General features: G+C 69.9%; 11 protein-coding genes. 6 read left to right on the plus strand and 5 right to left on the minus strand.

Annotated features, from left to right (window positions below):
• The first annotated feature begins 60 nt into the window (after positions 1–60).
• Together J7E93_RS13910 and J7E93_RS13915 are read left to right on the plus strand one after the other, a co-directional pair.
• A complete protein-coding gene (locus J7E93_RS13910) occupies positions 61–714 on the plus strand; it encodes a ScbR family autoregulator-binding transcription factor (protein ID WP_215069059.1) in 654 nt (217 codons plus the stop codon).
• 347 nt (positions 715–1,061) lie between these two features.
• Positions 1,062–1,925: an AfsR/SARP family transcriptional regulator gene (locus J7E93_RS13915; protein WP_215069061.1), complete on the plus strand. Its 864-nt coding sequence runs from the start codon at positions 1,062–1,064 to the stop codon at positions 1,923–1,925.
• 71 nt (positions 1,926–1,996) lie between these two features.
• Here the strand turns inward: J7E93_RS13915 and wrbA are convergent, their stop codons facing one another.
• The 5 genes from wrbA to J7E93_RS13940 all read right to left on the minus strand — a co-directional run bounded on the left by wrbA (position 1,997) and on the right by J7E93_RS13940 (position 8,333).
• A complete protein-coding gene (wrbA, locus tag J7E93_RS13920; RefSeq protein ID WP_215069063.1) occupies positions 1,997–2,614 on the minus strand; it encodes an NAD(P)H:quinone oxidoreductase in 618 nt (205 codons plus the stop codon).
• A gap of 136 nt (positions 2,615–2,750) precedes the next feature.
• A complete protein-coding gene (locus J7E93_RS13925) occupies positions 2,751–3,608 on the minus strand; it encodes an arylamine N-acetyltransferase (protein WP_215069065.1) in 858 nt (285 codons plus the stop codon).
• 19 nt (positions 3,609–3,627) lie between these two features.
• On the minus strand, positions 3,628–4,518 hold the full coding sequence (locus tag J7E93_RS13930) for an MIP/aquaporin family protein (RefSeq protein ID WP_215069067.1): 891 nt from the start codon (positions 4,516–4,518) through the stop codon (positions 3,628–3,630).
• Positions 4,519–4,639: 121 nt separating this feature from the next.
• Complete coding sequence (gene asnB, locus J7E93_RS13935) at positions 4,640–6,496, minus strand: asparagine synthase (glutamine-hydrolyzing) (RefSeq protein WP_215069069.1); 1,857 nt, start codon at positions 6,494–6,496, stop codon at positions 4,640–4,642.
• Between the two features lie 52 nt (positions 6,497–6,548).
• Positions 6,549–8,333 (minus strand): carboxylesterase family protein, encoded by a 1,785-nt coding sequence (locus J7E93_RS13940; RefSeq protein ID WP_215069071.1) that lies wholly within the window; start codon positions 8,331–8,333, stop codon positions 6,549–6,551.
• A gap of 249 nt (positions 8,334–8,582) precedes the next feature.
• Between J7E93_RS13940 and J7E93_RS13945 the strand changes: the two genes are divergently transcribed.
• The 4 genes from J7E93_RS13945 (at position 8,583) to J7E93_RS13960 (ending at position 13,094) form a co-directional block, all read left to right on the plus strand.
• Positions 8,583–9,125 (plus strand): SRPBCC family protein, encoded by a 543-nt coding sequence (locus J7E93_RS13945; protein WP_215069073.1) that lies wholly within the window; start codon positions 8,583–8,585, stop codon positions 9,123–9,125.
• A gap of 179 nt (positions 9,126–9,304) precedes the next feature.
• On the plus strand, positions 9,305–10,744 hold the full coding sequence (locus tag J7E93_RS13950; protein ID WP_215069080.1) for a multicopper oxidase family protein: 1,440 nt from the start codon (positions 9,305–9,307) through the stop codon (positions 10,742–10,744).
• A gap of 258 nt (positions 10,745–11,002) precedes the next feature.
• Positions 11,003–12,175, plus strand: coding sequence for a 3-deoxy-7-phosphoheptulonate synthase (locus J7E93_RS13955; protein WP_215069082.1), 1,173 nt, complete (start codon positions 11,003–11,005; stop codon positions 12,173–12,175).
• Positions 12,176–12,323: 148 nt separating this feature from the next.
• On the plus strand, positions 12,324–13,094 hold the full coding sequence (locus tag J7E93_RS13960; protein WP_215069111.1) for a 2,3-dihydro-2,3-dihydroxybenzoate dehydrogenase: 771 nt from the start codon (positions 12,324–12,326) through the stop codon (positions 13,092–13,094).
• Positions 13,095–13,111 lie beyond the last annotated feature (17 nt).

A 13,111-nucleotide genomic window follows, 5' to 3' on the forward strand; every position in this document is an offset into this window, starting at 1 on the left:
GCACGGAGCGAGCGCGAGGGCCCTTTGGGGCATCGGGCTATGAGAGGGACGTGACCCCCAATGGCGAAGCAGGATCGCGCGATTCGGACGCGCCAGGCGATCTTGGAAGCGGCTGCCACCGTCTTCGACGAGCGTGGTTACGAGGCCGCGAAACTCACCGACATCCTCCGGCTGGCCCAAGTCACCAAAGGCGCGCTCTACTTCCACTTCGACTCCAAGGAGGACCTCGCGCACGCGGTGATCGACGCGCAGGTCTCCACCGCCCCGATGCCGATGCCGCAGGTCTCCAAGGTGCAGGAGTTCGTCGACATCGGCATGGTGTTCGCGCACCGGCTGGCCCATGACGGGCTGCTGCGCGGCAGCGTGCGGCTCACCCTGGACCAGGGCGGCCACGAGCTCAACCGCAGCGGCCCCTACCGGGAGTGGACCGAACTCAATCTGCGGGTGCTCAACGAGGCCAAGGAGTGCGGCGAACTGCTGCCGCACGCCAATCCGCAGGAGGTGGCCCCGCTCGTCGTGGGCGCCTACGCCGGCCTGAATCTCATGACCCAGGCGCTGGGGAACAACCGGGCCGAGATGGACCGCTGGGCCTCGGTGCTCTACCGCCATGTGCTGCCCAGCATCGCCGTGCCCGCCGTGCTCGCGATGCTCGACATGGAGCCGGGGCGGGGGGCCAGAGCCCTGGAGGCCGCGGAGGCCGCCGCGGCCGGCTGACAGGGCCGCCGCCGGCTGACAGGGCAGTCCGGGCCTGTCAGGCCCCGTATGGAGCTTCAAACCATACCCACAGGCCGGTTTTCTGTGGATGACACGAACGTGCCATCTTCTCTTCGTCGGAAATCGACCGGACAAAAGCGTACCCGCGAGTCCAGATCCTGGATCCGTGGGTACGCTTCTCTGTGCCCCTTACAGATTCTTGATCGCGGCAAATCCGCCCAACTAGGGCATAATTCCCAGTTCTTTGGCCAGGGCATTCCATACCCTGCGGTTTCTTATTGACATGCCTCCGGGTCTCTTTTCTAATCATCCAGGGCCATGCCGCGCACAGACACTGAGGGGGCAAAGTGGACGTCCGCATCCTGGGGGGACTGTCGGTACGCGAGAACGGGGTTTCGATCACTCCGACGGCCGCGGCACCGCGGCAGCTGCTCGCCCTGCTCGCGGCCAACGCCGACCAGGTCGTGCCCGTGACTGTACTGATGGAGGAGTTGTGGCCGTCCGGGGCGCCACGCGGCGCCCGAGTCGAACTCCAGTCCCACATCATCGATCTACGCGCACTGATCACCACCGCGCTGCGCGGCGCCGAGCCACCGGATCCGGACGCCGCCTGGCAGCAGCGCCACACCGCCGAGGCCGTGCTCGTCTCGCTGCCCGGCGGCTACCGGCTCGACACCGGAGGCGGCTCCAACGACGCCTGGCAGTTCGAACGGGCCGCCGGAGCCGGCTACCGCGCCATGGAGGCCGGCGACCTGCAGCGCGCGGCACGCCGACTCCAGGAGGCGCTCGCCCTGTGGCACGGCGACCCCTACGCGGGCGTCGCGGCCGGCCCCCATCTGCGCATGGAGATCGAGCGCCTGGAGGCCTCCCGGCTGAGCGCCCTCGACCAGTGGGTCGAGGCCCAGCTGCGGCTCGGCCGCCACTTCGAGATGATCTCCGACCTCGCCGAACTCGTCGCCCAGTACCGCACCAACGAACCGCTGCACGGCCAGTTCATGCTCGCGCTGCTGCGCTGCGGCCGGCAGGACGAGGCCCTGGAGGTCTACCAGCGGCTGCGCAACGGCCTGAAGAAGGAGACGGGCATGGAGCCCTCCGCGCGCCTGCGCAGGCTCCAGCGCTCGATCCTGACCGTACGGGACGTGGCCCGCCCCGCGTTCGGGCGCCAGACCTCCACCCGCCCCCGTCGCGTACCGGCCGGTTCGCTCGTCTGACCGTCGTACGCACGACACGAAGGAGGGGCGGGACGCTCGAAGCGTCCCGCCCCTCCTTCGTGTCTCGGCCGTCAGACGTCGGCGAGACCCTTCTTCAGCGCCGTGGCGATCTCGACGGCACGACGGGTCTGGAACTCGATCGCGGCCAGGTTCTCACCGGCCACGTTGTTCGCCTCGTTCGCCGAGACACTGCTCGTGCCGTACGGGTTGCCGTTCGCCGGAGCGAACTGGACCGGGTCCGCGTAGCCGGGCGCCACGATGACCGCACCCCAGTGGTAGAAGGTGTTGTTCAGCGCGAGGAGCGTCGACTCCTGGCCGCCGTGCGCGGTCGAGGTCGAGGTGAACGCCGAGGCGACCTTGTTGACGAGCTTGCCCTGCGCCCACAGGCCACCGGTGGTGTCGATGAACTGCTTGATCTGCGCGGCGGGCAGACCGAAACGGGTGGGCGTGCCGATCAGCACGACGTCCGCCCACTCCAGGTCCTCGGGCGTGGCGACCTCGATGTCACGGGTGGCCTGAACGTGCTCGGCCCACTCCGCCTTCGTCTCGATCACCGACTGCGGGGCCAGCTCCGCCACCTTCCGCAGCCGCACCTCCGCACCGGCCTTCTCCGCGGCGTTCGCGGCGGCGGTGGCCAGCGCGTGCACATTGCCGGTCGACGAGTAGTAGATGACTGCGACGTTGGTCATGACAGACCTGCTCCTTGACTACGGAGGACGGGAAAGGGTGGAACCGTTGAGCACAAGGCCCGTCGCGACCTTCCCCGAACGACACGGCGCCACTCCACGAGGCCGGGGAAAGTCCGTCAGGTCCCGCCCCCGGATGTCACTTTCCGGCGAAGAACCGCAGCACAGCCTGCTCGTCCTCGTCCTTCAGTTCGACCGAGAACAGCTCCCCGAGCGCGCACACCGTGTCCGCCGCGCTCAGCTCGCGCCGCTCGACCCGCCCGTCCGCGTACTGGATCTCCAGCATCTTGTCCCGCAGCAGCAGGCGCTCCTTCTCCGTCTCCTTCTGCGCGACGAGCTGGCCCACGAACGGCGAACCCGGCCGGGTGGAGGAGAGGTAGTGCGCCGCCTCGAAGTCGATCCGGAACTGCGGCTCCTGGCGGAAGCTGTACATGGCGAACCAGCCGTCCCCGTCCGGGATCTCCACCACCCAGTCCGGGCCGTCCGCCACCAGCCGCCAGGTCCAGTCGGCGACCGACGAGGTCGCGCCGTCCTCCAGCGGCAGCGCCTCCATCAGCCCGCTGTAGCCGTAGCCGGCGTCGGCCAGCCACACCCGGTCGTCGGCCCGCACCAGCAGCACCGTGTGGGTACGGAAGCGGCGCCGGGTCTCGCCCTGCCGGATCCGGGCGAGGAGCCGGGTCACCGGAAAACCGAGCCGGTCCAGGGCGGCGGCGAGCAGCAGGTTGTTCTCGTAGCAGTAGCCACCGCGCCCCGCCCGTACCAACTTCTCCTGGATCCGCTCCAGATCGAGCGAGACCGGACGTCCCAGCGCGATGTCGATGTTCTCGAAGGCGATCGTGGACATATGGCCGCGCAGGACGCGGTGCAGGGTGTCCGCGGTGGGAGTGCGGGGACCGGTGAAGCCGATCCGGGCCAGATACGCGTCGAGGTCGAGGCGCTCGCTCTGCCACTCCGGATCGGCCTCGACCGTCACGGGCAGACCGTACGTTCCCAGCATGGGTGTCTCCTTGGCTCTGTCAGATGCGGTGCGGGTCGTCGTCCCGCAGCAGCTCGGGCGGGATGGTGTCCGGGCAGACCGTCCCCTCGGCGCCCGACAGGAAGGGTGGGAACGGCGGGACGGATTCGGCCGACGGGATCGATTCGGTTGACGGGATCGACGGGGCCTGCGGCGGCGGCCGCAGCGCCGCCGCGAGTCCCGCCGCGAGCGCCGCGCCCAGGACAGGACCGATCAGATACGCGGCCAGGAAGCCGAAGTTCCCGGCCCACAGCGCGGGCCCGAACTGCCGGGCCGGATTGACCGAGCCGCCCGACAGCGGCCCGAGGATCGCGATGAAACCGCTGATGCACAGCCCGACCACGCCCGGGATCAGCCACTCCCAGCGCGGCCGGATCAGCAGGGCGGCCACCAGCGTCATACAGATCAGCTGCCCCACCGTCTCGGCCGCCAGCACCCCCCAGAACCCCCAGCCGGGCTGCGGCGCCACCGCCGCGAAGCCCACCTGGGGCAGCCCCACGTCCGCGCCCCACACCAGCCGGGCCAGCCCCACGCCGGCCACGGCACCGGCCATCTGCGCCGCACAGAACGGCAGCACGTCCCGGCCGGGAAAGACCCGCAGCAGCCACAGCCCGATGCTCACCGAGGGGTTCATGTGCCCGGCGGTCTTCCGCGACATCGAGTAATGGATGATCCCCGTGTTGACGCCGCCGAAGAAGATCCCGAGCGCGACGAACGCCGCCCGCCCCTTCAGTACCGAGCCGAGCGGCGCGTCCGGAGCGAAGAGCCAGCGGGCGGTGGTGACGATCAGGAAGAGGATCCCCGCCGTGATCAGGAACTCCAGGACGACGGTGCGGGCGCGCGGCGAGAGATACCGCGTACGCGGAGCCCGGTGACGACTGCTGTGGGTCATGGTGACCAACTCCCAGCTGTGATGCGGTTGGTACGGATGGTGCGCGGGGCACACATGCGTCCGCGGCGCCGCGCACGACCCGAAGGCCGTGCACGACGCCGCAGCAGGGCGAACGCGCAGGTCAGAGCTCGATACGGACCTCGTACGCGAGCGCCCAGGCGTTGAACTCGATCAGCCGCTCCATCACCGCCCGGGTCCCCCAGAGCCCGCCGAGCGCCGCGTACTCCTCCAGCGGCTTGTCGAGGAGCTTCTGGATCCCCTCGCGCGGGACGAGCCGCAGCACCGGCGAATCGTCGGCGAGCAGCTTCTCGACCTTGGCGCGCAGCGCCGTGACGTACTCGACGTCCTGCGTCGAGGGGTACGGGCTCTTCTTGCGCTCCAGGACGGACTGGGGCAGGACGTGCGCGGCGGCCGCGCGCAGCAGGCTCTTCTCCCGGCCGTCGAAGTTCTTCATCTCCCACGGCACGTTGTAGACGTACTCGACGAGCCGGTGGTCGGTGAACGGGACGCGGACCTCCAGGCTGGTGGACATCGAGATCCGGTCCTTGCGGTCCAGCAGGAACTTCTCCCAGTGCGTGATGTTGAGCCAGGTCAGCTCCTTCATCCGCTCCTCGTGCCGGGAGTCGCCGGCCAGGCGGGGCACCGCCTCCAGGGACTCGGCGTAGCGCCGCTTGACGTACTCCTCCATGGAGAGCCGGTCCCAGAGCCCGATCTCCTTGATGGTGTCCAGGCCGCCGAGCCGCCGCCAGGCGTCGTACCAGGGGAAGGTGTCCCCGTTGACGGCCTCCTCGTCGAAGAACCAGTTGTAGCCGCCGAAGATCTCGTCGGCCGCCTCGCCCGAGAGCGCCACCGTGACCCGCTCCTTGAGCGCCTTGCACAGGTGGTACAGGGAGTGCTCCATGTCCCCGGTGGAGACCGGCAGGTCCTGGGCGCGCAGCACGGCGGCGCGGACGTCCTCGTCGAGGATGTCGCGGTTCTCCAGCTCCACGATGACGTGCTCGGCGCCGGAGTGCTGCGCCACGTCGACGGCGTAGGGGGTGTCCGGGTCCATCCAGATGCCGTTGTCGCGGAAGGTCTTCCCGTGGTCCTTGAAGTCGACCGAGAAGGCGGTGATCCTCTCGTCGGAGCCCTGGTCGCGCAACACCTTGGCGGCGAGCGCGGTCACGGCGCTGGAGTCGAGGCCGCCGGAGAGCAGCGTGCCCACCTTCACGTCGGCGATCAGCTGCCGCTCGATGATGTCCTCGAGCAGTTCGCGGACCTTCGCGATGGTGGTGTCCAGGTCGTCGGTGTGCGGACGGGCCTGGAGCGTCCAGTACGTACGGGTCGTGGTGCCCGCGCGGGAGAAGCGGACGACGGTGCCCGGGACGACCTCGTACATGCCCTTGAAGACGGCGTGGCCGGGGGTGTTGATGATGGCGAAGATCTCCGCCAGGCCCTCGGCGTCGACGACGGCTTCCGCCTCGGGGTGGACGAGGATCGACTTGGGCTCGGAGCCGAAGAGGACGCCGTCGGCGGTGGGGTAGTAGTAGAGCGGCTTGACGCCCATCCGGTCGCGGACCAGGAGGAGCTCCTCGGTGCGCGGGTCCCAGATGGCCAGCGCGTACATGCCGTTGAGCCGCTCGGCGAACTCCTCGCCCCACTCGAGGTAGGCGTGCAGCACCACCTCGGTGTCCGACGAGGTGCGGAAGGTGTGGCCGAGGCCGGCGAGTTCGTCCCTCAGCTCGCGGAAGTTGTAGACCTCGCCGGTGTAGATGAGAACGGGCTGCCCGTCGTCGCCGGGCACGGCGTGCATGGGCTGCCGGCCGTTCTCCAGGTCGATGATGGAGAGCCGGCGGTGTCCCAGGGCGGCGTGGCGGGAGAGCCAGATGCCGCCGTCGTCCGGGCCCCGGCACTCCAGGGTCCGGGTCATGGCCTCGGCGGCGTCGCCGCCGAGCGTCAGGTCGCGGTCGTAGGCGACCCAGCCGGTGAGTCCGCACATGGCGCCTCAGGTCCTTTCTCGAATGATCAACTGATCAGCGGGATGTACGGAGTCAGGGGCCGGGGGCGGTCGCGGGCGCCGGAACGGTCGTCGGCTTCGGGTCCGTCGCGGGCTCGGGAACCGTCGTGGCCGCCGGAACCGTCGCGGGCCTCGGGACCGGGACCCAGCCGGCGGTGTCCCAGTGGGCGAGCCCGCGCAGCGCCGAGCGCTCGCCGATCTCGGCGACCCGTTCCCCGCCGAGGATCAGCGTGGAGGGCCGGTCCGGCGAGAAGCGCGGCACCGCGGGGGCGTTCGGGCTGCTCGGGGCTCGGCCGCGGGCGAAGGAGGCGATCAGGTCGATGAAGGTGTCCGAGACAAGACGTTCCAGCGGGCCGTCGCCGTAGTGCGGGGCGTTGACGGCGGAGCCGTAGGTGCCGAAGAGGAACTTGGAGGTGGCCTCGTGCGGGGTGCCGGTCAGCGGCGGGGCGACCGGGTGCGCGAACTCCATGAGGTAGCTCGGCACCTCGGGCCGCTCCCGCGCCTGCCGCTCGGCGAGCCGGGTGATCTGGTAGCGGAAGAGGCTGTCGCCCCAGATCGCGCCCCAGATGGACACCGGGTCCTGCGGCAGTCCGTCGATGGCGGCGGCCCGGCGGTACGCCGATATCGCGGCGTCCACCTCGGTGTCGGCGACATGGACGGCGCCCTTGTGGAGCACGGCCCGGACGGCGGTGCGCAGGCTCGCGTCGTCGGTGGGGTGCGGACCGGGGAAGGGATAGCCCGGGCCGGTGGTGAAGAAGGTCCCCTCGGTCCGGCCGTAGACGGCCAGGGTGGGGAGGTCGGGGGTGGGCAGCTCGAAGTCGTGGCCGAGCATCCAGCGGTCGTCGACGACCGGGCCCTGGTACTCGCGCCAGGTGGATATCTCCCGGTCGGTGGGGCTGCCCGAGAAGATCTTCTCCCAGGTCTCCTTCAGCCGGTCCGCCGGGACGGCGCGCAGCCCGCGGACACTGGTGCCGAGCTTGCGGGCGACCAGCTCGAAGACCCGGTGCGAGTCCTCCCGGCTCATCGAACTGGCCGGCTCCCACACGTGCTTGACGCTGATCGGAACGATCCGCCGCACGGTCCCGCGCAGCTCGGGGAGCAGTCCGAGCTGCCAGGTGGAGGAGCCGCCGGCCGAGGTGCCGACGAGCGTGATGTTCTCCGGGTCGCCGCCGAAGGCCGCCGCGTTGCGGCGCACCCAGTGCAGCAGCGCCACCTGGTCCTGCAGGCCCCAGTTGGAGTACCCGCCGGTGCGCTCGTCGACGAGGTCCTCGTGCAGGCCCCAGCCAAGCGCGCCCAGACGGTAGTTGAAAGTGATGACGACCATGTCGCCGTGGGTGGCGGGGCGTGCGCCGTCGAAGTCGGGCTCGCTGCCGGCGCCGAGGAACCAGCCGCCTCCGTGGATGTAGACGACCACGGGGCGACCGGGGTGGCCCGGCCCGGAGCCACCGGTGTGCGGTGTCCAGACGTTCGCGTACAGGCTGTCCTCGCTGGAGCCCGGCAGATACGACTGGTACGAGACGGGTGCGAACGCGGTCGCGTCCCGCACCCCGCTCCACGGGACCACCGGACGCGGAGAGCGGTAGCGCAGCGCACCGACCGGGGGAGCGGCGTAGGGCACCCCACGGAAGACGGAAAGACCGCCGGTCCGCTCGCCCCTGATCAGGCCGCCCTCGACGCGGGCGACGACACCGGTGACCGCCTCGTCGGACGCGGCGCCGGCGGCGGCCGGGCCCGGCACGGTCGCCGCGGCGGCGCCCGGCACGGTCACCGCGGTCGCCACCGCTGCGGCGGCCGCGACGACCGTACGTCTCCGTGGCATAGGTGGCGGCTCATGTCCAACTCCCGACCGGTCCATAAACAAAACTCCCCGGGTATGCGAATGCCGAAAGACGGCACGTCGAAGAGTGACGACGGTGTGAGGGTGCCGTACGCTCCCGGCCTCGGCCAATGCGCTTCGGCGTACTCAGTCAGGTCAGTCGGACGGCCGGTCGAAGCGATGTCACGGTGACCTGACGTATTCACACGCGACCCTTTGAGCACACCCGTCGGGTATCGGCAGGATCCAGGCATGACAACGTCGATTCTGGACTCCCGCCCCCTTTTCGAGCTGGGTGCCGAGATTCACATCGCGGCCTCCGCGGACAAGATCTACTCGATCGTCAGCGACATGAAACGGCATTCCGAGTGGAGCTCGGAACTCCAGGGCGGAAAGTGGCTGTCCGGAGAGCCGGGACAGGTCGGATCGATCTTCGAGGGAGAGAACTTCCGCAGCGACGACATCGTGTCCTGGGCTCCGCTCATCCGTGGAATCTGGCACACCAAGTCGGAAGTCGTGGAGACCACGCCCGGCCGCGCTTTCCGCTGGAAGATCCACTCCAAGACCGGTGAACCGCAGGAACTCACCTGGTCCTTTCTGATCGAGCCCACCGAGGACGGTGCCACGCTCTCCCAGACGTTCCGTATGGGATACGCCTCGCCCGGGATCCACGAGATCACCAAGGACATGGACGAGGCCGAAAAGCAGAAGTTCATCGCCGACTGGACCGAGAAGATGACCTGGGACGTCACCGAGACCCTGGGCAAGATCAAGGTCGTCGTCGAGAAGGACTGACGCCACCCCCCACCCGCACCGGGAACGACGCAGCGACGGGCCGGCCCCCACGAAGGGCCGGCCCGTCGCACACCCGGCCCCCACACCCCCACACCCCCACCTCCCCCCCACACCCCCCCACACCCAAGGCAAGGAGATCGGGGCGCGCACAGGGCGCGCCCATGACGAGGGGAATCCCCATGCTTTCCAGACGACGGTTCATCGGTGCCGCCCTGGCGACAGGCGGCACGGTGGCCACCGGCGCAGCCCTGACCCCGCTGCTCGGCGCGGCATCGGCCTCCGCGGCCGACGCGACCGCCGTCGCGTTCTTCACCCAGCCGATGCCGCTGCCGCAGGTCATCGCACCCAGCTCCACCGCCAACGGCGTGGACACCTACAACATCTCGATCCGCACGAACACCAAGGAGATCCTGCCCGGCAAACTCACCGAGGTCCTCACCTTCAACGGCGGCTTCCCCGCGCTCATCCGGGCCACCTCCGGCCGCCCGGTCGTCATCAACCAGTACAACAAGCTGGACATGCCGGCCTCGATCCACCTGCACGGCGGGCACGTCGCCCCGGAACACGACGGCGACCCGATGGCCACGATCGCCCCCGGCGGCGTCCGTACGTACCACTACCCCAACCAGCAGGCGCACGCCCCGCTCTGGCTCCACGACCACGCCCACCACATGGAGTCCGAGCACGTCTACCGCGGCCTGTCCGCGTTCTACCTGCTCAGCGACGCCCAGGAGAAGGCGCTGCCGCTGCCCTCCGGCGCGTACGACGTGCCGATCATGCTCCGCGAGGCGAACCTCGACGCGGCCGGGAAGCTCGTCTACACCATGGACGACTTCATGGGCCGCTCCACCATCCTCGCCAACGGCAAGGCCTGGCCCTATTTCCAGGTCGCCGCCCGCAAGTACCGCTTCCGGCTGCTCAACTCCACCAACCTGCGGTTCTTCACCCTCCGCCTGCAGGACGGCTCGCCGTTCGTCCAGATCGGTTCCGACGGCGGTCTGCTGGAGAAGCCCTTCTCCACCGACACCGTCTCCCTTTCGCCCGGAGAGCGCGCCGAGGTCGTCATCGACTTCTCCCGCTATCCGGTCGGCACCCGGCTCGTCCTGGAGAACACCGAGGGGCCGGGACCGGCCGAACAGACCGGCAAGGTACTCAGATTCGACGTGGTGAAGACCGCCACCGACTCCAGCTCCGTGCCCGCCACCCTGCGCACCCTGCCCCCGCTGCCGGCCGTCACCGGACGGCGGACCGTCGTCATGAGCATGGACGAGGACGGGCGACCGAATCCCCAGGGATATATGGACGGAAAGGTCTACGACCACCACCGCATCGACAACACCGTCCCCTGGGGCGGTTCGGAAATCTGGACGGTGACCAACAGCAATCAAGCCATTCCGCACAACTTCCATATTCACCTGGTGCAGTTCCGCGTTCTCGAACGGAACGGAAATCCGCCCGGCCCGGCCGAGGCCGGACTCAAGGACACGATCCGCGTCATGCCCGGCGAGACGGTGAAGTTCCAGGCGACATTCGACAGCTTCCGCGGGAAGTATCTCTACCACTGCCACATGCTCGACCATGCGGCGATGGGAATGATGGCCCAGATGGAAGTCGTGTGAACCCAGCACGAACCGACCTGATGGATTCTCCGCCCACTTGACGGAGTGCGGCCCGCATCATTGGCCGGGCCCCCGCACACAGCGGATGATTCCAACGAATTCCGGGCCGGCCGGCCCCTGTCGAGGACACCGCGGACACCGGTTCGCTGATCCGCACTGCCGGCCGGCCCTCCACCTGCTCCCTCTTCCCGCCGAGCGGATCTCTGCCGCGAAGAATGCCGCCGCACCGTCGTCCTGTCGTCTTAGGAGAGACCCCCCGTGGACAACACTCTGCTCGACATCCGGCAAAGGCCGGCTCTGCAACAGCCCGTGTGGGAAGACGCGTCGCAGGTGGCACGCGTACGGGAGGAACTGAGCGTCCGCCCCTCCCTGGTCAGCCCCCAGGACGTGCACACCCTGCGCACCCTGCTCGCCAGGGCGGCCGCGGGCGAGGCCGTGATCGTGCAGTCCGGCGACTGCTCCGAGGACCCGGACGAGTCCACCGCCCAGCACGTCGCCCGCAAGGCCGCCGTCCTCGACCTGCTCGCCGGCGCCATGAAGATGATCACCCACAAGCCGGTGATCCGCGTGGGCCGCATGGCCGGACAGTTCGGCAAGCCGCGCTCGAACGACACCGAGAAGATCGGCGACCTCGAACTCCCGGTCTACCGCGGCCACATGGTCAACGGACCCGAGCCCGACCCGGAGTCCCGCCGCCCCGACCCGCTGCGCCTGCTCACCGGCTACATGGCCGCCAACGACATCATGGGCCACCTCGGCTGGCGCAAGCCCGTCGGCCGCCCGGTCATCGACCCGCCCGTGTGGACCAGCCACGAGGCCCTGCTCCTCGACTACGAGGTGCCGATGCTCCGCCGTGACGACGAGGGCCGGCTGCTGCTCGCCTCCACCCACTTCCCGTGGATCGGCGAACGCACCCGGCAGACCGACGGCGCCCATGTCGCCCTGCTCGCCGAGGTGGTCAACCCCGTCGCCTGCAAGGTCGGCCCGAGCATGACCCCCGACGAACTGCTCACCCTCTGCGAGATCCTCGACCCGGCCCGCGAACCCGGCAGGCTCACCCTCATCGCCCGCATGGGCGCCGAGAAGGTCGCCCAGAAGCTGCCCCCGCTGGTCGAGGCCGTCCGCGCCGCCGGCCACCCGGTGATCTGGCTCACCGACCCCATGCACGGCAACACCGTCTCCGCGCCCGGCGGCCTCAAGACCCGCTACACCACCACCGTCGAGCGGGAGATCTCCGAGTTCCAGCTGGCCGTCCGCTCCTCCGGCGGCATCGCCGGCGGCGTGCACCTGGAGACCACCCCCGACGACGTCACCGAGTGCGTGCTCGGCGAGCAGTGGGTCGGCCGCTGCGGCGAGCACTACACCAGCTTCTGCGACCCGCGGCTCAACCCCGGCCAGGCCGTCACGGTCATCTCGGCCTGGCGCGCCTGAGCCCCGTCCGCCCGCCCCACGCCCTCAGGGAGGAACCGTCATGCAGGACAGGCAGAACGCACAGGACAGCCAGACCACGCAGGACAGGCAGACCACGCAGGACAGGCCAGACACCCAGGACAGGCAGACCACGCGGAACACGCAGGACATGCGGGACAAGGTCGCCCTCGTCACCGGCGCCGCCGGCGGGATCGGCGCCGCGGTGGTCCGCGCCCTCGCCGAACGCGGCGCCACCGTCGCCGCCGTCGACCGCGACGAGACCACGCTCAAGCAGCGGGTGGCCGCGTTCACCGACGAGGGCCTGCGCGTCGAGGCGTTCCCCGCCGATGTCACCGACAGCGCGCAGGTCACCGCCCTCGTCGACGAGGCCGAGCGCCGCCTCGGCCCGATCGACCACCTCGTCAACGCGGCCGGCGTCCTGCGCCTCGGCCCCGTGCGCACTTTCACCGACGAGGACTGGGCGGCCACCTTCGCCGTCAACGCCACCGGCGTCTTCCAGGTCTCCCGCGCCGTCGTCGACCGGATGATCCCGCGCGGCTCGGGCGCCCTCGTCACCGTCGCCTCCAACGCCGCCAACACCCCGCGCAGCGAGATGGCCGCGTACGCCGCCTCCAAGGCCGCCGCCTCCCTCTTCACCAAGTCGCTCGGGCTGGAGGTCGCCCGGTACGGCATCCGTTGCAACCTGGTGGCCCCCGGCTCCACCGACACCCCGATGCTCTCCTCGATGTGGCACGACGAGTCCGGCCCCCGGGGCACCATCGAGGGCCGCCCCGAGGCGTTCCGCGTCGGCATCCCGCTGAAGAAGCTGGCGCTGCCCACCGACATCGCCGACGCCGTCGTCTTCCTCCTGTCCGACCAGGCGTCCCACATCACCCTCCACGACCTCACGGTCGACGGCGGCGCCTCGCTCGGCGCCTGAACCCGCTCCGTACACGC

The organism is Streptomyces sp. ISL-36, from assembly GCF_018614205.1.
Taxonomy (GTDB): domain Bacteria; phylum Actinomycetota; class Actinomycetes; order Streptomycetales; family Streptomycetaceae; genus Streptomyces.